General features: G+C 73.6%; 17 protein-coding genes. 14 read left to right on the forward strand and 3 right to left on the reverse strand.

Annotated features, from left to right (window positions below):
• Positions 1-183: 183 nt before the first annotated feature.
• On the forward strand, positions 184-2,196 hold the full coding sequence (locus N4G63_RS00725) for a tannase/feruloyl esterase family alpha/beta hydrolase (RefSeq protein WP_314599226.1): 2,013 nt from the start codon (positions 184-186) through the stop codon (positions 2,194-2,196).
• A gap of 155 nt (positions 2,197-2,351) precedes the next feature.
• Entirely contained in the window at positions 2,352-4,442 is a 2,091-nt protein-coding gene (locus N4G63_RS00730; protein ID WP_314599227.1) for a S9 family peptidase, read from the forward strand.
• Positions 4,443-4,445: 3 nt separating this feature from the next.
• On the opposite strand, the gene N4G63_RS00735 is transcribed toward N4G63_RS00730, so the two are convergent.
• Complete coding sequence (locus tag N4G63_RS00735; protein ID WP_260789339.1) at positions 4,446-7,139, reverse strand: TonB-dependent receptor; 2,694 nt, start codon at positions 7,137-7,139, stop codon at positions 4,446-4,448.
• Between the two features lie 309 nt (positions 7,140-7,448).
• Between N4G63_RS00735 and N4G63_RS00740 the strand changes: the two genes are divergently transcribed.
• From N4G63_RS00740 to N4G63_RS00795, 12 genes are all read left to right on the forward strand, one after another.
• A complete protein-coding gene (locus N4G63_RS00740; RefSeq protein WP_314599228.1) occupies positions 7,449-8,774 on the forward strand; it encodes a cyanophycinase in 1,326 nt (441 codons plus the stop codon).
• 77 nt (positions 8,775-8,851) lie between these two features.
• Positions 8,852-9,643 carry an L-arginine-binding protein AotJ gene (gene aotJ / locus N4G63_RS00745; RefSeq protein ID WP_260789335.1) on the forward strand — a complete coding sequence of 264 codons (792 nt, stop codon included), beginning with the start codon at positions 8,852-8,854 and terminating at the stop codon, positions 9,641-9,643.
• Positions 9,644-9,782: 139 nt separating this feature from the next.
• A complete protein-coding gene (locus N4G63_RS00750) occupies positions 9,783-10,469 on the forward strand; it encodes an ABC transporter permease (RefSeq protein WP_260789333.1) in 687 nt (228 codons plus the stop codon).
• A gap of 48 nt (positions 10,470-10,517) precedes the next feature.
• Positions 10,518-11,216 carry an ABC transporter permease gene (locus N4G63_RS00755; protein WP_260789331.1) on the forward strand — a complete coding sequence of 233 codons (699 nt, stop codon included), beginning with the start codon at positions 10,518-10,520 and terminating at the stop codon, positions 11,214-11,216.
• A gap of 44 nt (positions 11,217-11,260) precedes the next feature.
• On the forward strand, positions 11,261-12,388 hold the full coding sequence (locus N4G63_RS00760) for a succinylglutamate desuccinylase/aspartoacylase family protein (RefSeq protein WP_260789329.1): 1,128 nt from the start codon (positions 11,261-11,263) through the stop codon (positions 12,386-12,388).
• Between the two features lie 51 nt (positions 12,389-12,439).
• Positions 12,440-12,748, forward strand: coding sequence for a putative quinol monooxygenase (locus N4G63_RS00765; RefSeq protein WP_260789328.1), 309 nt, complete (start codon positions 12,440-12,442; stop codon positions 12,746-12,748).
• Entirely contained in the window at positions 12,730-13,515 is a 786-nt protein-coding gene (locus N4G63_RS00770; protein WP_271016972.1) for an ABC transporter ATP-binding protein, read from the forward strand. Before N4G63_RS00765 ends, N4G63_RS00770 begins: the two co-directional genes overlap by 19 nt.
• Positions 13,516-13,599: 84 nt before the next feature.
• On the forward strand, positions 13,600-14,745 hold the full coding sequence (locus N4G63_RS00775; protein ID WP_260789326.1) for a GlxA family transcriptional regulator: 1,146 nt from the start codon (positions 13,600-13,602) through the stop codon (positions 14,743-14,745).
• Positions 14,742-15,848, forward strand: coding sequence for an arginine N-succinyltransferase (gene astA, locus N4G63_RS00780; protein WP_260789325.1), 1,107 nt, complete (start codon positions 14,742-14,744; stop codon positions 15,846-15,848). The genes N4G63_RS00775 and astA overlap by 4 nt, the downstream gene beginning before the upstream one ends.
• Before the next feature lie 58 nt (positions 15,849-15,906).
• Complete coding sequence (locus tag N4G63_RS00785) at positions 15,907-16,722, forward strand: arginine N-succinyltransferase (protein WP_260789323.1); 816 nt, start codon at positions 15,907-15,909, stop codon at positions 16,720-16,722.
• A gap of 82 nt (positions 16,723-16,804) precedes the next feature.
• Positions 16,805-17,677 carry a glutathione-dependent disulfide-bond oxidoreductase gene (gene yghU / locus N4G63_RS00790; RefSeq protein ID WP_260789321.1) on the forward strand — a complete coding sequence of 291 codons (873 nt, stop codon included), beginning with the start codon at positions 16,805-16,807 and terminating at the stop codon, positions 17,675-17,677.
• Positions 17,674-18,366: a glutathione S-transferase family protein gene (locus N4G63_RS00795; RefSeq protein ID WP_260789319.1), complete on the forward strand. Its 693-nt coding sequence runs from the start codon at positions 17,674-17,676 to the stop codon at positions 18,364-18,366. The genes yghU and N4G63_RS00795 overlap by 4 nt, the downstream gene beginning before the upstream one ends.
• A gap of 16 nt (positions 18,367-18,382) precedes the next feature.
• Here N4G63_RS00795 and N4G63_RS00800 read toward each other — a convergent pair whose 3' ends face one another.
• Together N4G63_RS00800 and N4G63_RS00805 are read right to left on the reverse strand one after the other, a co-directional pair.
• The gene (locus tag N4G63_RS00800; RefSeq protein ID WP_260789318.1) at positions 18,383-18,859 is read right to left on the reverse strand and encodes a DUF1643 domain-containing protein; all 477 of its coding nucleotides are present in this window, start codon (positions 18,857-18,859) and stop codon (positions 18,383-18,385) included.
• Positions 18,853-19,419, reverse strand: a complete 567-nt coding sequence (locus N4G63_RS00805) for a YdeI/OmpD-associated family protein (protein ID WP_260789316.1) — start codon at positions 19,417-19,419, stop codon at positions 18,853-18,855. Before N4G63_RS00805 ends, N4G63_RS00800 begins: the two co-directional genes overlap by 7 nt.
• Between the last annotated feature and the right edge of the window lie 4 nt (positions 19,420-19,423).

The raw sequence follows: 19,423 nt of genomic DNA on the forward strand, positions 1-19,423 counted from the left end.
AAAGGGGCGCAACGACGGGGCGGCGCGGCCGGCCTGGGCGCCCGGCCGGGCCGCCCGCATGGCCACCGCTGCACGACGAACGGCCCCGCACCGTCTCGACAACGGGCCGGCCATCCTGCCCTTGTTCGGCCGATCGGGCGCGGCGCGGCGGCCCATGATCGCGGGGGGAACGCCTGCACGCCCATGACCCGACTCCACCCCGCCACCGCCCCCACCGCCCGCTCCGGCCTGGCCCTCTCACTGGCCACGCTGAGCCTGCTGCTGCCCGGCTGCGCCAGCCAACTGCCCGGGCTGGGCCACCAGGCCGACGGCCTGCCGCCGCCGCCCAGCAGCAACGGCCGCAGCCCGCCCGTGGCCTGCCGCCAGCTGGCCGGCGCGCTGGCCGGCTGGCCCGGCCTGCGCATCACCGACGCACAAGACCTGCCCGCCGATGCCGCCGGCCACCCGGCGCACTGCCTGGTGCGCGGCCGCCTGGGCGAGCGCACCGGCAGCGACGGCCGGCCCTATGCCATCGGTTTCGAGCTGCGCCTGCCGCGTGGCGACGGCCAGCGCCTGCTGCACCAGCCGCAGGACGGCATGGCCACGCCGGCCTACGGCACGCTGGCGGTGCAGCCCGGCCCCGATGCGCTGGGCCGCGGCATCGCCGTGCTCACCAGCGACGGCGGCCACCAGGCCACCGCGCCAGCCGATCTGCGCTACGGCCTGGCCGCGCCGCAGGCCTATGGCGCCGATGCGCAGGCCCGGCGCGACCTGGCCCACGCCGCCGACGCCGCCGTGTGGCCGCTGGCCCTGGCCCTGGCCACGCGCCACTACGGCGCCGCGCCGAAATACCGCTACATCGCCGGCTGCGGTGAAGGGGGCCGGCGCGCGCTGATGGCCGCCTCGCGCCACCCCGACCACTACGACGGCCTGCTGGCCGGCGCACCGGCCATGAACCTGCCGCGCGCCACGCTGGCCCAGGCCTGGAGCCTGCAGAGCTGGATGGCCGTGAGCGCCGACCTGCGCCGCGCCTTCACGCCGGCGCAGCTGCGCGAGGTGGGCGCACGCGTGCTGGCACGCTGCGACGCGCTGGACCAGCTCCATGACGGCGTCGTGGGTGACGTGCGGCGCTGCCAGCGCGCCTTCCGCTTCCAGGATCTGCAATGCCCGGTGCCGCTGGCCCAGGCCGCCGCGATGGCCCCCGGCGAGGTGGCCGCCGCACGGCAGGGCGCAGCGGCCGCGGCGCCGAACACCAAGCCCGGCACCCGGCCCGGCACCGCGCCCGCCGCCAAGGCCAGCCCCAAGACCAGCCTCAAGACCCCGGCCAGGCCCCTGGCCGCGCTGACGGAAGAACAGCTGCTGCCGCGCACCCTGGCCCCCTTGCCGTCCACCGCCCGCAGCGAGGCCGGCCGTGCGCTGGCCGAGGGCCCCGGCGCCTGCCTGGCGCCGCTGCAGGTGCAGGCGCTGCAGCGGGCCTTTGGCGGGCCGCTCACCCGCGCCGGCGAGCCGCTGTACGCCGCCTGGCCGATGGACCCCGGCATTGCCGGCGCGCAATGGCGGCGCTGGCAGCTCGACTCGGCCGAGCCGGCCTTCGACAGCCTGCCACTGCTGGCGGTGCTGGCCCCGGCCACGCTGTCGCAGGTGATGAGCACGCCGCCCGCGGCGCTGGGCGATGGCTCGGTGGCCGCGCTGCGCGACTACCTGGCGCGGCTGGACATCGACCGCGACGCCCCGGCCATTGCCGCCAGCGACGCCGAGCACCCCGAATCGGCGCTGGCGCTGTTCACCCCGCCCGAGGTGCTGGAGCCGCGCCTGGCCAGCCTGGCGCGCCACGGCGGCAAGCTGCTGGTCTATCACGGCGTGGCCGACCCGGTGTTCTCGGCGCTGGACACCCTGGCCTGGGCCGACCGGCTGCACACCGCGCTGGGCCTGGGCCCCGCCGACGAGGTGGCGCGCGTGTTTGCGGTGCCCGGCATGAACCACTGCGCCGGCGGCCCGGCCACCGACCGCTTCGACGCCCTGGGCGCGCTGATGGACTGGGTGGAGCAGGGCCGCGCGCCCGATCGCATCGAGGCCCGTGTTCACCCCGCCAACCCCGAGCGCCCCACCGGCTGGAGCACCCAGCGCAGCCGGCCGCTGTGCCCCTGGCCGCGCGTGGCGCGCTATGCCGGCGGCGATGTCGAAGCGGCCGACAGCTTCCGCTGCGCGCCGCCCTGAGCGCGCCCCCCAACGCGGCGCCTGCGCCACGCCCCTGCGGCCCCCCGGGCCGTGCGGCCGGGAAAGCCCGCAGCCGCCCATCCGCCGTGACCGCCCGGGGCGGCGGCTGGCGGGGCCAGAATCGGCCGCATTGCCAACCCTGCAGACGCTGCCCGATGACCTCGATGCACCGCCGCTCGCTGCTGGCCCTGGCCACCGCCACGCTCGCCACCCGCGGGCTCGTCGGCTGTGCCAGTGCCACGCCCGGCCCACCCGCGGCCGCCACCACGCCCACCACCGCCGCCGGCCCCTGGGTCACGCCCCCCGCCGCCCTGCACCTGCGCCAGGTGCCGCCGGTGCCGCAGGCGGTGGCCGACGCGGTGGCCCGCTACACCGACTTTGCCGGCCACACGCTGCTCGACTGGCACCCGCAGCGGCGCGAGATGCTGGTCAGCCACCGGCCGGCCGGCGCCGCGGTGGCCCAGCTGATGCGCCTGGGCGCGCCCGCTGAAGGCGGCCCGGCCACGCCCGAAGGCCTGCTCGACAGCAGCGAGCCGGTGGCCAGCGCCCGGTATGCGCCGGATGACGGCCGCTTCATCGTGTTCAGCCGCGCCCAGGGCGGCAACGAGGCCTACCAGCTGTGGCGCCTGGACGCCCCCGGCCAGGCGCCGGTGCTGCTGACCCACCCCGAGCAGCGCCACACCTTCGAAGACTGGCTGCCCGGCCAGCGCACGCCGCGGGCCCTGGTGAGCTCGGTGCCGCTGGACCGCACCGCCCAGGGCGGCCGGCGCGAGAACCCCGGCACCCGGCTGTGGCTGCTCGACCCGCTGCAACCCGCCACGGCCAGCGATGCGGTGCGCCCGCTCGCCGAGCTGCCCGGCACCGGCTGGGACCTGGGCGCCATCAGCCCCGATGGCCGCCTGGCGGCGATGCGGCGCTACATCTCGGCCACCGACAGCGAGCTGTGGCTGCTGGACCTGGCCGATGGCCAGCGCCGCCTGCTGCTGCCGCAGCCCGGCGCGCCGCGCGCGGTGCACCATGCCCGCCGCTTCAGCCCCGACGGCCGCCAGCTCTACCTCACCAGCGACCGCGGCAGCGAGTTCCGCCAGCTGTGGCGGCTGAGCCTGGCCGACAGCGCACTGCAGCCGCTGAGCGCCGACACACCCTGGGACGTGGACGAGATCGACCTCTCGCCCGACGGCCGCCGGCTGGCGCTGCGCATCAACATCGACGGCCGCGACGAGCTGCGCCTGATGGACGCGGCCAGCGGCCGCTGGCTGCCCACCGGCGCGCTGCCCGGCGGCAGCGTGGTCGACCTCCGGTTCCATCCCGCGCGGCCCGAGCTGGCCTTTGCGGTGAACGGCGCCCAGGGCCCCAGCCAGCTGTGGGGCCTGCGCCTGGGCGCCGATGGCACGCCCGCCGCCGCGCCCCAGGCCTGGAGCCACGCGCGCCTGCACCCGGCACTCGACGTGGCGGCCTTCAGCGAGCCCGAGATCGTGCGCTGGAAGAGCTTTGACGGCCGCAGCATCTCGGGCCTGCTGCAGCGCCCGCCGTCGCGCTTTGCCGGCCGCCGGCCGGTGCTGATCCACATCCACGGCGGGCCCGAGGGCCAGGCCAAGGTGGTTTATGGCGGGCGCAACAACCACTATGTGCAAGACCTGGGCATGGCCCTGCTGCGGCCCAACGTGCGCGGCTCAACCGGCTATGGCAAGACCTTCCTGTCGCTCGACAACGGCCTGCTGCGCGAGGATTCGGTCAAGGACATCGGCGCCCTGCTCGACTGGATCGCCAGCCAGCCCGATCTCGACCCCACCCGCGTGGTGGTGGCCGGCGGCAGCTACGGCGGCTACATGAGCCTGGCCGTGGCCACGCACTACGCCAGCCGCATTGCCGGCAGCATCGACGTGGTGGGCATCTCGCACTTCGTGAGCTTTCTCGAGAACACCGAGAGCTACCGCCGCGACCTGCGCCGCGTCGAGTACGGCGACGAGCGCGATCCGGCCATGCGCGCGTTCCTGCACCGCATCTCGCCGCTGACCAATGCCCGGCGCATCACCCAACCGCTGTTCGTGGTGCAGGGTGCCAACGACCCGCGCGTGCCGGTGGGCGAGGCCGAGCAGATCGTGGCCCAGGCCCAGGCCAACGGCAAACCGGTGTGGTACCTGCGCGCGGCCAACGAGGGCCATGGCTTCGCGCGCAAGGAAAACGCCGACTACCAGTTCTATGCCACGGTGATGTTCCTGCGGCAGGTGCTGGGCCTGGATTGACGGCTACCTGAACGCGTAGTTCATGCTCAGCGAGACGCTGCGGCCGCGCGTGTCGGTGTAGCTGGGGTCGTAACCCGACAGGAAGAACCAGGCCTGCTGCGAGAACGGCGGCGCGGTGTCGAACAGGTTCTGCACCGTGGCGCGCAGGCTCAGCGCCTTCATCGGCTCCCAGCCGGCCGACAGGTTCCACAGCGAGTACGACGACACCCGGCGGTCGGCCTTGCCGACGATGAGCTGGTCGCCATAGCCCGACAGGAAGCTGTTGGACAGCGTGGCGTTGACCGGGCCGCGTTGCCAGTCGAGGCTGATCGTGTGGCGCCAGCGCTGCACCACGCCGTCGTTCAGAAAGCGGCCCAGGTTGCTGACAAAGGGGTCGCCATTGCCGGTCTGCTGCTTGCTGCGCAGCGTGAGCGTGCCGTTCAGCCGCGCGCCAAACTGGCCCACCGGCGAGGCGATCTTGCTGATCGCCAGGCCGATGTCCAGGCCCGAGATCTTTTGCGCACCGCGGTTTTCCTTCACCAGGTCGATGTGGTCGATCTCGTTGTCCTCGTCGCGGTGCACCAGGCTGCCGTACTTGTCGAGGTTGGCCAGGATCACGTCCACGCCCAGCGTGCTGATCAGGTTGCGCTTCTCGATGGCCCAGTAGTCCAGGCTCAGGCTCATGTCGCGCGCCGGCTCGAACACCAGGCCCAGCGCCAGCTGCCGGCTGGTTTCGGGCTTGAGCTTGGCATTGCTGTAGTTCACCGTGGTCCAGATCTCCGAGCAGTCGGTGGGCGTGTTCTCGGGGTCGGCGGCCATGCACACCGGATCCACCAACGTGGCCGAGGCGCCCTCGGTGACCGGGCGGTACAGATCGCTCATGCTCGGCGCGCGAAAGCCGGCGCCGGCCGAGGCGCGCAGCAGCAGCTCGCGGATGGGCGCGTACTTCAGGCCCAGCTTGGGGCTCAGCTTGCCGCCGCTGGTCTGGTAGTGCTCATAGCGCATCGCGCCCTGCAGCTCGAGCTGCTTGCTGAGCGGTGCCGAAATCTCGCCAAACACCGCGCTGACGCGGCGCGACTTGCCGAAATCGGCGTCCGGGCCCTGCGAGCTTTCGCCCAGGATCAGGCCGGCGGCCAGGGCCTGCGACTGGTGGTAATCCTGCCGCTCGCGGCGCAGCTCGCCGCCCAGGGCCAAAGCCAGGTCACCGCCGGCCAGCTTCATCAGCGGGCGCGAGACCTTCAGGTCGAGGCTGCTCATCGTGCCCTTGGCGCTGCGCACCTCGCCGCGGATCTGCGCCGCCTCGTACAGCGCACGCCCGGCGGCGCCGCTGGGGCCGAAGGGGTTGAGCGTGCCGTCGGCAAAGCCGTCGATCAGCATCTGCTCGTTCAGGTAGCCCTGGTGGTCGCGGTCACTGACCTTGCTGATGCCGTGGTTCAGCGCCCACTCGTAGTCCCAGGTGCCCAGCAGGCCGGTGGTGCCCAGCACCAGGCGCTGGCCGGTGGACACCAGCTCGCTGGTGCGCAGCCCGGCCTCCGACAGGCGCGTGCGCACGGTGATCAGGCGGTCCTCGTGGTCGGCGTCCAGGCTGTTGAGGGCGCTGCCGGCCAGCGCCGGCACCAGCGACACGTCGATGTCGGGCGCATAGCGGTTGGGCGTGCCCGAGTACAGCGTGCGCGCACGCGCCAGCGACAGCTCGACGAATGCGTTGTGGCCGCCCCCCAGATCGACCATCGCGCGCGTGAACAGGCTGCTCTTGGTCGACTCGGGGTACAGCTCGATGTCGCGCATGTAGTCGAAGGTGCAGCCGTCAATGCCGCCGATGCCTTCGGGCAGGTATAGGTTGGCCGGCGGGTTGCAGCCGGTGGCTGCCGCGGGGTTGATGGTGCGGCTGTCGATCACCGTCTTGCCATTGGTCGAGAAGCCCTCGCCCACCAGCGTGTCGAGCTGGCTGCTCGACAGGCGGATGTTGCCCGGGAAGGTGTAGCTCGACAGCAGGTCGGGCAGGCGCTCGGGGATCTGCAGATCCTTGATGAACTTGCGGTTCATCGCATTGAGCTTGGTGGTCTTTTGCAGGTCGAGCACGGCGATCACGTTGAAGCGGTCGCGCGCCAGGTCGCCATAGCCGCCCGACAGCGTGGCGCTGCGCTTGTCGCCGCCACCGCCCTCGGTGGTCTTGAGCGCGCTGGCTGCAAGCTCGATGCCGGTGAAATCCTTGCGCGTGATGAAGTTGATGACGCCGCCGATGGCGTCGGAGCCGTACAGCGCCGAGGCGCCGTCCAGCAGCACCTCCACGCGCTCGATGGCGGCGGCCGGGATGCTGTTGAGGTCGACCCCCGCGGCATCGCCCGGCGAGGCAAAGTTGGCCATGCGCCGGCCGTTCAGCAGCACCAGGGTGCTGCTCACGCCCAGGCCACGCAGGTTGGCCCCGTTGAAGCCCATCTGGTCGCGAAAGCCGCCATAGGCCACGCTGCCACCATCGGTCAGGTTGCTGGCCGTGGCGGCCAGGCGCGAGATGATCTCGGCCGCCGTGGTGGCGCCCTGCTTGGTGAACTCGTCGCGGGTGATCACCTGCACCGGCAGCGCGGTCTCGCCGTCGATGCGCTTGATCGCCGAGCCGGTGATCTCCACGCGCTGCGGCGTGCCCTGGGCCTGGGCGGCACCGGCCAGGGCGCCGGTGGCCAGCGCGGCCGCCAGGGCCTGGGCGCTGGCCCGGAGCATGAATCGATGGGCAGTGCGGCGGGCGGGCATGGGCGGTTCTCCTGGCGGGGCTGGGTTCGGCGCAGTCTAGAAAGCCTTTACCGGGCAGCAAGCGCCACGAAACGGCATCGTCGCTTGGCCGCAACTCGCCGTCGCATCGCCGCAAGCGGCTGTCGCGGGCATGTCGCAAGGCCGGGCCGGCGCCCGTGCCGGCTTGCGTGCAAGCGACATGTTCTTTCGCGCGCCGGCAAGCGGGCTGTCGGCGCGCCACGGGCGGTGCCAACATCGCGGCCTTGCCTTCCCGACCGGCCGCCGCCGCGGCCCCTGCCCATGCCCGCCTCCACGCCCGCCCGCCGCCGCCTGCTGCTCTGCCTGGGCCTGGCCGGCCTGCTGGGCGCGCCGGGCGGGGCGCTGGCGCAGGCCTCGGCAGCGCCGGCGGCCGCGGGCGCAGCGGCCGCGGTGCAGGGCGTCGCGGTGGCCATCGGCGGTGCGCTGCGCAACGAGAACGAGGCCGTGTGGCGCCAGCTGGTGCAGCTGAGCGGCGGCCCGGGCACCACCTGGGTGGTGCTGGGCACGGCCAGCGAGTCGCCGCAAAGCAGTGCCGACAACGCCGCCAGGCAGCTGCGCCAGCGCGGCGCGGTGGTGCACACGCTGCCGGTCTCGCCGCTGCTCAAGGAGCGCCCGGTGGCCGAGGCGGTGCGCGACCCCGCGCTGATCGCCCAGGTGCGCGCCGCGCGCGGCGTGTTCTTCACCGGCGGCTCGCAGGACCGCATCGTGGCCAGCCTGCTGCCCGGTGGCCAGGCGTCGCCGCTGCTGCAGGCCATCTGGGAGCTCTACCGCGCCGGTGGCGTGGTGGCCGGCACCTCGGCCGGCGCGGCGATCATGAGCGCGACGATGTTCGTCGACGCGCCCGATGTGGTGGGCGTGCTCAAGGGCCAGCTGCGCGAGGGCCACGAATTCGGCCGCGGCCTGGGCTTCGTCGGCCCGGCGCTGCTGGTTGACCAGCACTTTCTCAAGCGCGGGCGCATCGGCCGCCTGCTGCCGCTGATGCAGCGCACGGGCTACATGCTGGGCCTGGGCGTCGAAGAGGATTCGGCCGCCGCGGTGCGCGGCACGCAGGTGGAGATGCTGGGCGGCCAGGCGGTGCTGGTGGATCTGGCCGAGGCGCGCAGCGACGCCGCGGCCGGCGCCTTCAACCTGCAGGGCGCGCGCGTCTCGCTGCTGGACGCCGGCGACCGGCTCGACCTGGCCACGCGCCGCTTCACGCCGGTGGCGCACAAGGCCCGCGGCCAGGTCTACGACCCCGCGGCGCCGGGCTACAAGCCCTACAACACGCTGCAGCCCTTTGATGTGGACTGGCTGGCCAACGGCGTGCTGGCCACGCGCATGGGCCAGCTGATCGACGCCAGCTACACCGAAGTGCGCGGCCTGAGCTTCGACCCGCGCGGTGGCGCCGGCGGGGCAGGCGGTGCCGGCGAGGCACGCGCCGCGCTGGGCTTCGAATGGCGGCTGTACAAGGCGCCCGGCAGCATCGGCTGGACCAGCCCCGAGGGCGGCGACGAGGACTACAGCGTGCACCGCCTGGGCCTGGACGTGCACCCGGTGCGCATGGCGCAGCCGCTGCACACACCCTGGGCGCCCGTGCCGGCGCGCTGAGCGCAGGCGTTAACCTTCCGGCCTGGCGCGCCCCATCCGCGCCCATCCATTCAGCCCGACCCCCAGGAGAGCACCGCATGCAACGACGCCTGATCCCCGCCGCCTTGGCCACCTTGCTGGCCGCGCTGTCGCTGGCCCCCGCCGCCCAGGCCCAGGCGCCTGACTGGAAGAAGCTGCGCATCGGCGTCGAAGGCGCCTACCCGCCCTTCAGCGAGGTGGGCCCAGACGGCAAGTTGAAGGGCTTCGACATCGACATGGCCTGGGCCCTGTGCGCCGAGATGAAGGCCGAATGCAGCCTGGTGCAGCAGGAGTGGGACGGCATGATCCCGGCGCTGAACGCGCGCAAGTTCGACGCCATCCTGGCCTCGATGGCGGCCACCGACGAGCGCCGCAAGTCGGTGAACTTCAGCGACAAGTACTACAGCACGCCGGCGCGCCTGGTGGCCAAGGCCGGCACGGCGCTGCAGCCCACGGCCGAGAGCCTGAAGGGCAAGAAGCTGGGCGTGCAGCGCGCCACCATCCACGACCGCTACGCCACCGACAACTTCAAGAGCGCCGAGATCGTGCGCTATGCCAAGGCCGACGAGGTCTACCTCGACCTGGCCGCCGGGCGGCTGGACCTGATCATGGCCGACTCGGTGGCCGTGGACGGCGGCTTCCTCAAGAAGCCGCAGGGCAAGGGCTTTGCGTTCTTCGGCCCGGCCTACAACGACGTCAAGTACTTCGGCACCGGCTCGAGCATCGCGGTGCGCAAGGCCGACGACGCGCTGGCGCAGAAGTTCAACGCCGCCATCAAGGCGCTGCGCGCCAACGGCACGTACAAGAAGATCCAGGACAAGTACTTCGACTTCGACGTGTACGGCAATTGACATGACCCCCCCTCGAAGCGCCTTCGGCGCCTGCCCCCCAGGGGGGCACCGCCAGCGGCCCGGCCAAGCCGGTTGCGCGGCGGTCGCTGGGCCTGGCCGGAGTCAGGCATCGCGGGTCGCTGCGATCCAGGTCTGAGCCATGCTGCACGGCTACACCCTCAGCCTGCTCGAAGGCGCCGCGCTGACACTGGCGGTGGCGCTGGCCTCGCTGGCCATCGCGCTGGCGCTGGGCCTGGCCGGGGCGGTGGCCAAGCTGTCGCGCTCGCGCGCGGCGCGCGGCACGGCCCAGGTCTACACCACGGTGATCCGCGCGGTGCCCGATCTGGTGCTGATGCTGCTGGTGTTCTACGGCGGCCAGACGGCCATCAACGCGCTGGGCGAGCGCCTGGGCTGGGCCTATGTCGACATCGACCCCTTCGTGGCCGGCGTGTCGACCATCGGCTTCATCTTCGGCGCCTATTTCACCGAGGTGCTGCGCGGCGCCTTCCTGGCCGTGCCGGCCGGCCAGCGCGAGGCGGCACTGGCCTTCGGCTTCAGCCGCGCGCAGGTGCTGCTGCGCATCGTCGGGCCGCAGATGCTGCGCCACGCGCTGCCCGGTCTGTCGAACAACTGGCTGGTGATGATCAAGAGCACGGCCATCGTCTCGGTGATCGGCCTGTCCGACCTGATGAGCCGCGGCGCGCAGGCCGCCGGCGCCACGCGCGAGCCCTTCACCTTCTACCTGGCGGTGGCCCTGGTGTACCTGGGCTTCACCTCGCTGTCGGAGGCCTTCTTCGCCTGGCTGGCGCGGCGCCTGGGCACCGGCCAGAAAGTGGCCGCGCTGTGATCAACCAGAAGGTGGCCGCACTGTGATCAACCAGGCAGTGGCCGCACCATGAACCTGCAAGTCATCTGGGACAGCCTGCCGCTGTATGCCGCCGGCAGCGGCGTGACGCTGCAGTTGCTGCTGGCCGCGCTGGCCACCGGCCTGGCCGCGGCGCTGCCGCTGGCGCTGCTGCGCAGCCTGCCCTCGCCGTGGCTGTGGCGGCCGGTGTGGTGCTTCACCTATGTGATCCGCGGCACGCCGCTGCTGGTGCAGCTGTTCCTGCTGTACTACGGGCTGGCGCAGTTCGAGGCGGTGCGCGACAGCGTGGCGTGGACAGCGCTGCGCTCGCCCTGGTTCTGCGCCGTGGCGGCGCTGGCCGTCAACACCTGCGCCTACACCTGCGAGATCCTGCACGGGGCCATCAAGGCGGTGCCGGCCGGCGAGGTGGAGGCGGCGCGCGCACTCGGCTTCTCGCGCACGGCCACGCTCACCCGCATCGTGCTGCCGCAAGCGCTGCGCCGGGCGCTGCCGGCCTACAGCAACGAGGTGGTGCTGATGCTGCACGCCACCGCGCTGGCCAGCGTGGTGACCCTGCACGACCTCACCGGCGTGGCCCGCGAGGTCAACTCGGTGCACTACCTGCCCTTCGAGGCCTTCATCACCGCCGCCGTGTTCTACCTGCTGATCACGGTGGTGCTGGTGGGTCTGTTCCATGCCGCCGAGCGGCGCTGGCTGGCGCCGATGGCGCGGTCGGCGCAGCCGGCCTGAACGCCGCGGCGCCACAAGCCCCGCGGCTCCTTTCTTGCGTAGCGATGCTGACGATCCAACATCCCCTGCTGCCGGCCGTGCCCGGCACCACACGCAGCCTCACCAGCCTGCATTACGGCACGCCGGGCAGCGGCCCCAAGGTGCTGATCCAGGCCTCGCTGCATGCCGACGAGGTGCCCGGCATGCTGGTGGCCCACCATCTGCGCCAGCGCCTGGGCGCGCTCGAGAGCGCCGGCCGCCTGCGCGGCGAGGTGGTGCTGGTGCCGGCGGCCAACCCGATCGGCATCGGCCAGTGGACGCTGCGCAGCCACCAGGGCCGCTTCGAGCTGGCCAGTGGCGAGAACTTCAACCGCGCCTATGCCGACCTGGCGCCGGCCGTGGCCGAGGCCGTGCGCGGCCAGCTGGGTGCCGATGCCGCCGCCAACGTGGCCCGGGTGCGCGCCGCCCTGCGCGCCGCGGTGGCCGCGCTGCCCGCAGCCAGCGAGCTGCAAAGCCTGCGCAAGGCCTTGTTCGGCCTGGCCGTGGATGCCGACGTGGTGCTCGACCTGCACTGCGACGGCGAAGGCGTGCTGCACTTCTACACCACGCCCGACTGCTGGCCCGGCCTGCAGCCGCTGGCGCGCTGCATGGGCGCGCAGGCGGTGCTGCTGGCCGAGCAGTCGGGCGGCGAGCCCTTTGACGAGGCGCTGTCGATGCCCTGGGCGCTGCTGGCGCGGCAGTTCGGCCCGGCCACGCCGCTGCCGCAGGCCTGCCTGGCCGTCACCATCGAGCTGCGCGGCGAGGCCGATGTGGCCCACCCGCTGGCCGCGCAGGACGCCGCCGCCATCGAGCAGTTTCTGGCGCTGCGCGGCCTGGTGGCCGACGCGCCGTCCGACGCCGCCGCGCTGCCGCCGCTGCGCTGCGAGGCCACGCCGCTGGCCGGCTCGATGCCGCTGGTGGCACCGCATGGTGGCGTGATCGTGTTCGTGCGTGCGCCGGGCGAACGGGTGACGGCTGGCGACACGATCGCCGAGCTGATCGACCCGTTCACCGGCGCACTCACACCCCTCAAGACGCCGGTGGACGGCCTGTTCTTCGCGCGCGAGAACCGGCGCTTCGCGGTGGCCGGCATGTCGGTGGGCAAGGTGGCCGGGGCCCAGGCGCAGCGCGAGGGCGCGCTGCTGTCGCCCTGAGCACGGCATGCGAGGATGCCGCCTCCCACCCCTGATGCGAAGCCCCGCCCCATGATCATCGTTCTTGGCCATGTGATCACCCAGCCCGGCCGCACGGCCGAGGCCCTGGCCATCGCCCAGGCCCATGTGGCGCGCTCGCGCCGCGAACCCGGCTGCCTGGAGCATGGCGTGCACCTGGACAGCGACAACCCCGCGCGCCTGGTGTTCATCGAGCGCTGGGCCGATCTGGCCGCGCTGCAGCAGCACTTTGCGGTGCCCGAGTCGGGCCGCTTCGTGCGCGAGATCAGCGCACTGGCCGCCGAGCGGCCGGCGATCAGCCTGCACCAGGCCACCGAACTGCCATGGCCGGGGGCGCAATGAGCGCCCATGGCCTGCGCATCGACAACCTGCACAAGCGCTTTGGCGAGCGCGAGGTGCTGCGCGGCGTCTCGCTGCAGGCGGCGCAGGGCGATGTGGTGGCCATCATCGGCAGCAGCGGCTCGGGCAAGAGCACGCTGCTGCGCTGCCTGAACCTGCTCGAGCAGCCGCACGAGGGCAGCTTCACGCTGGCCGGCGAAAGCCTGGCGCTGGCGCGCGACCGCGACGGCAGCCTGCGCGCGGCCAATGCACGCCAGCTGCAGCGCTGGCGCGCCCGCCTGGCCATGGTGTTTCAGGGCTTCAACCTGTGGAGCCACCGCACCGTGCTGCAGAACATCACCGAGGCGCCGATCCACGTGCTGGGCCGGCCGCGTGCCGAGGCCATCGAGCGCGCCGACGCGCTGCTGGCCCGCGTGGGCCTGAGCCACCGGCGCGACGTGTACCCGGCCCAGCTCTCGGGCGGCGAGCAGCAGCGTGTGGCCATCGCCCGCGCGCTGGCCATGGATCCCGAGGTGATGCTGTTCGACGAGCCCACATCGGCGCTCGACCCCGAGCTGGTGGGCGAGGTGCTGGCCGTGATGCGCGAACTGGCCGCCGAGGGCCGCACCATGCTGGTGGTGACGCACGAGATGGGCTTTGCCCGCGAGGTGGCCAGCCAGCTGGTGTTTCTGCACCAGGGCCGGGTTGAAGAAGCCGGCGTGCCGCGCACCGTGCTGGCCAACCCGCAAAGTGAGCGGCTGAGGCAGTTTCTCTCCGGCGGCCTGAAGTGACACGCCGGCACGCGACGATGGCCAGCGGGCCGGGCGCCGGGCCAGGCCGGGCCGGCCGGCGCACCCGCCGGTTGCGCGGCTGACATGACGCAACGCTGGGGCTTCGTGCTGCTGCCCGGCTTCGGCCTGGGGGCGCTGGCCGGGGCCACCGATGTGCTGCAGGCGGCCAATGCGCTGCTGGCCGAGGCCGGCACGGCGCCGCGCGGCCTGCCGGCCTACACGCCGGTGCTGCTGGGCGGCGAGGTGATGGCCGATCCGCTGGGCGCCGAATGCCGCGTGGCCAGCGCCGCCGGCGTGCAACTGCTGGTGCGGCCGCTGGCCGCCGCCGGGCCGCTGGACGCGCTGTGCGTGGTGGCCGAGCAGCCCCTGCGGCCCGGCCCGCCCAGCGCCGCGCGCGCCGAGCTGCTGGCCCTGCTGCTGCAATCGGCCGCCGCCGGTCGGCTGCTGGGCGGCATCGGCACCGGCGCCGCCTGGCTGGCCGAGGCCGGCCTGCTGCGCGGCCACCGCGCCACCGTGCACTGGCCGCAGATCGGCCCGCTGGCCGAGCGCCACCCCGAGGTGCTGGTGTCGCAGCGGGTGTTCGAGATCGACCGCGGCCGCCTCACCTGCGCCGGCCACCAGGCCAGCCGCGACCTGCTGATCGGCTGGCTGGGCCAGCACCACGGCGAGCGTTTTGCGCAGGAGCTGGCGGCGCAGTTCGGCCTGGCCCATGTGCCGGCGGCCGACGCGCGCCAGCATGCACCGCTGGGCGCGCGCCTGGCCGCGCAGCAGGGCGGCGGCTCGGCCAAGCTGGCCGAGGCCGTGGCGCTGATGGAGGCCAACCTGGCCGAGCCGCTGCCCACCGAGGAGATCGCGCGCCTGGTGGGCGTGTCGCGGCGCCAGCTCGAGCGCCTGTTCCGCCAGCACCTCGACGCGCTGCCCTCGCGCTGGTACCTGGGCCTGCGCCTGGCGCTGGCCCAGCGCCTGCTGCGCCAGACCAGCCAGTCGGTGCTGCAGATCGCGCTGGGCTGCGGCTTTGCCTCGGGCCCGCACTTCAGCAACGCCTACCGCGCCTTCCATGGCCGCACGCCGCGCGACGAGCGCAACCCGCGTGCCGCGGCCTGGCGTGAAGCCAGCGCCTGGCCTGAAGGCAGCCCGCCTCAGGCCATGGCCGACACCGCGCCGGGCGGGTCGGGCGCCGCGCCGCTGCCCAGCCGGCCGGCATCCCCGGCCGACGAGGGGCTGGCATGACCCGCTGGCTGCTGCGTGCCGCGCGACCCGAGGATGTGGACGCCCTGGCGGCGCTGGCCCAGGCGCGGGCCATCGGCATCAGCTCGCTGGCCACCGAGCGCGCCGCGCTGGCCGAGCAGATCGCGCAATCGCAGGCCGCCTTCACCAGCGACGACGACGCCAGCGGCGAGGAGCGCTACCTGTTCGTGCTGCAAGAGCTGCGCAGCGGCCGCCTGGCCGGCACTGCCGGCATTGCCGCGGCGGCCGGCTTCAACGACCGCTTCTACAGCTACCGCAACGAGTTCATCGTGCAGACCGCGCCGGCGCTCGGCGCGCGCAACCGCATCCACACCCTGCACCTGTGCCACGACCTCACCGGCGTGACCCTGCTCACCGGCTTTCACATCGACGCCGCGCTGGCCGACACGCCGGCGCCGCAGCTGCTGTCGCGCGGGCGCCTGGCCTTCATCGCGGCGCAGGCCGAGCGCTTTTCAGACCGCATCGCCGCCGAGAACCCGGGCCTGGCCGACGAATCGGGCCGCTGCCCGTTCTGGGACGCCGTGGGGCAGCGCTTCTTCGGCATGGGCTACCCCGAGGCCGAGCGCCTGACCGGTGGCTTCAGCCCCAAGGGCTGGATCGCCGAGCTGATGCCGCAGGGCCCGATCTACGTGCCGCTGCTGCCCGAGGAGGCGCAGTGGAGCCTGGGCCAGCTGCACCCGGTGGGCGACCTGCCGTTCAGCATGCTGCTCGACGAGGGCCTGGACGGCGACACCTACCTGAACCTGTTTGACGGCGGCCCCACCGCCGAGGGCCGCGTGGCCACGCTCAAGACCGTGCGCCGCCGCCGCGCCGTGGCGGCCGAGGCCGCGCCAGCCGGCCGCGGCCCCGGCGCAGCGGCGTCCGCCGCGCCGCCCGCCTGGTGGCTGGTGGACAACGGCCGGCGCGACGGCTTTGCCGCCATGCTGCTGCCCGCACCAGCGCCGGGCCAGGCCCTGGCGCTGGACGCTGGCGCGATCAGCGCGCTGGGCTGGGCGCCCGGCCATCGTCTGTGGGCCGCGCCGCTCGATGCCCCGGCCATGCCCCATGCCAACCCGCCGCAGCCTGGCGCCGACCCCTGGGAATGAGCATGCCGGCCTGCGCCCCGACACACGCCCCGCAGGGCCCCGCATGGCGGGGGCGCCGGTGAGCGCCAGCGCCTACCGCCTGCGCCCGGTGGTGGCCGGCGACCTGCCGGCGCTGCTGCCCTGGCTGCGCCCGGGCGCGGCGCGCGGCCTGCCGCGGCCCGATGCCGATGCCGCGCTCGACGCCGTGCCGGCCGAGCAGTGGCTGCTGGTCGAGCAGCAGGGCCAGGCGCGTGCCTGCCTGCGCCTGCGCCGCGCCATCGGCCTGCTGCAGCCGCGGCCCTGGTACCACGTGGGCTGCGTGGTGCATGCCGCACCGGCGCTGAACCTGCAGCACCGCCAGCACACCCTGCTGCTGGGCAATGACCACACCGGCAGCAGCGAGCTGGCCGACCTGGCCTGGCAGCAGGCCGGCCGCAGCCTGGCCGAGCAGGCGGCGGCGCTGCGCGCCCTGGTGCAGGGCGCGCTGGCCCGCCTGGGCAGCCAGCGCAGCGCCTTTGCGTCGCGGCTGATCGTCGAGCTGCCCGGCCTGCGCGACGCGCAGGGCCGCTCGCCGTTCTGGCAAGGCCTGGGGCGGCACTTCTATGCCGGCGATCCGCTGGCCGCGGCCGAGCGCTTCGGCCCCGACTGGCGCTGCCATGTCGCGGCCCTGCTGCCGCGCCAGCCGGTGTATGCCGCGTTCCTGACCGAGGCCGCGCAGGCCGCCATCGCCCAGGTCGACCCGGCCCACCGGCTGGCGATGGACACGCTGTGGCATGCCGGCCTGCGCTACGGCCACCACATCACCATCGACGATGGCGGGCCGGTGTTCGAGGCCGTGGTGGATGCGCTGGACACCGCCGCGAGCCCGCCGCGCCAGGCCGCCGAGCCACGCTGAGATACCCGCACAGCGCCTGGGGTGGGCCCGCCAGCGGCTACCGTGCAGGCTGCCGTCACACGCTGCCCTGGAGACCCCGCGCATGAGCGATTCGAACTACACCCCGCCCGCCGTCTGGACCTGGAACAAGGCCAGCGGCGGGCGTTTTGCCAGCATCAACCGGCCCGTTGCCGGGTCCACGCACGACAAGGCGCTGCCGGTGGGCCGCCACCCGCTGCAGCTGTACTCGCTGGGCACGCCCAATGGCCAGAAGGTGACGATCCTGCTGGAAGAGCTGCTGGCGCTGGGCCACGCCGGTGCCGAGTACGACGCCTGGCTGATCCGCATCGACCAGGGCGACCAGTTCGGCAGCGGCTTCGTGGCCGCCAACCCCAACAGCAAGATCCCGGCGCTGGTCGACCACAGCGGCCCCGAGCCGGTGCGCGTGTTCGAGTCGGGCGCGATCCTGATGTACCTGGCCGAGAAGTTCGGCGCCTTCCTGCCCACCGCGCCGGCGGCCCGCGCCGAGGCGCTGAGCTGGCTGTTCTGGCAGATGGGCAGCGCGCCCTTCCTGGGCGGCGGCTTCGGCCACTTCTATGCCTATGCGCCGGCCAAGATCGAGTACGCCATCGACCGCTACGCCATGGAAGCCAAGCGCCAGATGGACGTGCTGGACCGCCGCCTGGCCGACAGCGCCTACATCGCCGGCGACGCGTACACCATTGCCGACATGGCCATCTGGCCCTGGTATGGCGCGCTGGCCAAGGGCCAGCTCTACGGCGCGGGTGAGTTTCTCGGCGTGCACGAGTACAGCCACGTCAACCGCTGGGCCGACCAGATCGCCGCGCGCCCGGCGGTGCAGCGCGGCCGCATCGTCAACCGCACCCAGGGCCAGCCCGCCGCCCAGCTGCACGAGCGCCACGACGCCAGCGACTTCCAGTTGCGCACGCAAGACAAGCTGCAGGGGGCTCAATGAGCCAGGCCGCCACCAACACCGCCGGCGGGCCGGGCGCCGGGCACGTCACGCTGTACGACTGCGCCACCGCCCCCAGCCCGCGGCGTGCGCGCCTGCTGCTGGCCGAAAAAGGCGTGGCCCATGCCACCGTGCAGGTGGATCTGCGCAGCGGCGAGCAGCTGGGCGAGGCCTATCGCCGCATCAACCCGCAGTGCACCGTGCCGGCGCTGAAGGTCGACGGCGGTGCCGACGACGGCCTGCTGCTCACCGACAACGCCGCCATCGCCGCGTATGTGGACGCGCGCTGGCCCGAGCCGCCGCTGCTGGGCCGCACGCCGGCCGAGCGCGCCGAGGTGGCCAGCTGGCATTGGCGCGCCGAGTTCGAAGGCCTGATGGCGATTGCCGAGGCGCTGCGCAACAGCAGCCCGGCGATGGCCGGCCGCGCCTTGCCCGGCCCGGTGGACTACCCGCAGATCCCGGCACTGGCCGAGCGCGGCATCGCGCGGCTGCAGCAGTTCTTCCACACGCTCGACGCGCGCCTGGCCGAGCGCGAGTTCATCGCCACGCCGCACTTCAGCATCGCCGACATCGGCGCCGTGGTGGCGGTGGATTTCGCCCGCGTGGTGAAGCAAAAGCCCGACCCGCAGCGCCATCCCCACCTGCTGCGCTGGCGCGCCGCGATGGCGCTGCGGCCGGCGATGGCGCTGTAGGCCCGCGCAGCGCCTGTCAGCCCAGCGGCACCGGCAACAGGCCGGCGCGCTTGTACAACGGATGCCCGGGTCGGCCGCTGCGCAGGCGCGTCAGGCAATGCGGGGCCTTCAGCAGGCCCAGCACCTGTTCGTCGCGCCCCAGCAGCGCACCGGGGTCGCCCCACGCACACAGCACCAGCGCGGCACGCGCCTGCAGGCGCTTGAGGTGCCGGTCGTTGTCGGGCCCGACCGGATCGGGCACCTGGCTCAGCACGGCCGGATCGCGCGAACGCCAGGCAAACAGATTGCCCAGCAGCAGCGTGCCAAAGCCCCAGCGGCGGGCGTAGTTGATGCATACCCGCGAGGTGGCGTCGTCGTGCTCGGCATCGGCGGTCGACGGGTTCAGGCCGATGAACAGCACGGCCGGCAGCGCCGGCTCCCAGCAGCGCCGCAACGCGTAGCGGTAACGCCGGCAAGGCGACAGCACGGCGCTGGCGGCTGCCGGCGTCAGCATCGCAGCCCCGCCGCGCTGGCCTCGATCAGCCGGGCCAGGCGCGCGGCGCGGGTGGCGGGCTTCTTGGCCGTGGTGATGTGGTGCAGCGCCTGCTTGCGGTAGCCGGGCGGCGCGGCCTGCCAGTACAGCCAGGCGGTGGGCTGCTGCCGGAACAGCCGTTCTTCGTCGGCGCTGAGCGTGGCGGGCTCGGTCTGCTCGTAGGCGTAGACCATGGAGCGCTCGTCGCGCCGGGCCGCAAAGGCCGCGGCGCCGGCCGGCAGCATGCGGCCCTGGGCCGTCAGCGCCGCGTACTTGGCGATGTTCACCGCGCTCCAGATCGAGCCCGGTCGGCGCGGCGTGAAGCGGATCTGGTAGGCCTGCTCGTCGATGCGCCGGCGCACGCCGTCGATCCAGCCCACGCACAGCGCCTCGTCCACCGAGTCGGGCCAGTTCATGCTGGGCCGGCCCGAGCCGAGCTTGTAGTAACCGACGATCAGCGCGGCCTCGCTGGCCGCATGCTGCTGCAGCCAGCGGCCGAAGTCGGCGGCCGTGGCAAAGAAGCGCGGGGCAGGCAGCGGCACCAAG

The organism is Aquabacterium sp. OR-4 (assembly GCF_025290835.2).
Lineage (GTDB): Bacteria > Pseudomonadota > Gammaproteobacteria > Burkholderiales > Burkholderiaceae_C > Pseudaquabacterium.

Bases quoted from the DNA above. Each gene is read 5' to 3' on its own strand.
- N4G63_RS00760 (WP_260789329.1), top strand. From the start codon at position 11,261: ATGCTGACGATCCAACATCCCCTGCTGCCGGCCGTGCCCGGCACCACA.
- N4G63_RS00730 (WP_314599227.1), top strand. From the start codon at position 2,352: ATGACCTCGATGCACCGCCGCTCGCTGCTGGCCCTGGCCACCGCCACG.
- N4G63_RS00765 (WP_260789328.1), top strand. From the start codon at position 12,440: ATGATCATCGTTCTTGGCCATGTGATCACCCAGCCCGGCCGCACGGCC.
- N4G63_RS00770 (WP_271016972.1), top strand. From the start codon at position 12,730: ATGGCCGGGGGCGCAATGAGCGCCCATGGCCTGCGCATCGACAACCTG.
- aotJ (WP_260789335.1), top strand. From the start codon at position 8,852: ATGCAACGACGCCTGATCCCCGCCGCCTTGGCCACCTTGCTGGCCGCG.
- N4G63_RS00800 (WP_260789318.1), bottom strand. From the start codon at position 18,859: ATGCTGACGCCGGCAGCCGCCAGCGCCGTGCTGTCGCCTTGCCGGCGT.
- N4G63_RS00750 (WP_260789333.1), top strand. From the start codon at position 9,783: ATGCTGCACGGCTACACCCTCAGCCTGCTCGAAGGCGCCGCGCTGACA.
- N4G63_RS00755 (WP_260789331.1), top strand. From the start codon at position 10,518: ATGAACCTGCAAGTCATCTGGGACAGCCTGCCGCTGTATGCCGCCGGC.
- yghU (WP_260789321.1), top strand. From the start codon at position 16,805: ATGAGCGATTCGAACTACACCCCGCCCGCCGTCTGGACCTGGAACAAG.
- astA (WP_260789325.1), top strand. From the start codon at position 14,742: ATGACCCGCTGGCTGCTGCGTGCCGCGCGACCCGAGGATGTGGACGCC.
- N4G63_RS00725 (WP_314599226.1), top strand. From the start codon at position 184: ATGACCCGACTCCACCCCGCCACCGCCCCCACCGCCCGCTCCGGCCTG.
- N4G63_RS00795 (WP_260789319.1), top strand. From the start codon at position 17,674: ATGAGCCAGGCCGCCACCAACACCGCCGGCGGGCCGGGCGCCGGGCAC.
- N4G63_RS00735 (WP_260789339.1), bottom strand. From the start codon at position 7,139: ATGCTCCGGGCCAGCGCCCAGGCCCTGGCGGCCGCGCTGGCCACCGGC.
- N4G63_RS00775 (WP_260789326.1), top strand. From the start codon at position 13,600: ATGACGCAACGCTGGGGCTTCGTGCTGCTGCCCGGCTTCGGCCTGGGG.
- N4G63_RS00740 (WP_314599228.1), top strand. From the start codon at position 7,449: ATGCCCGCCTCCACGCCCGCCCGCCGCCGCCTGCTGCTCTGCCTGGGC.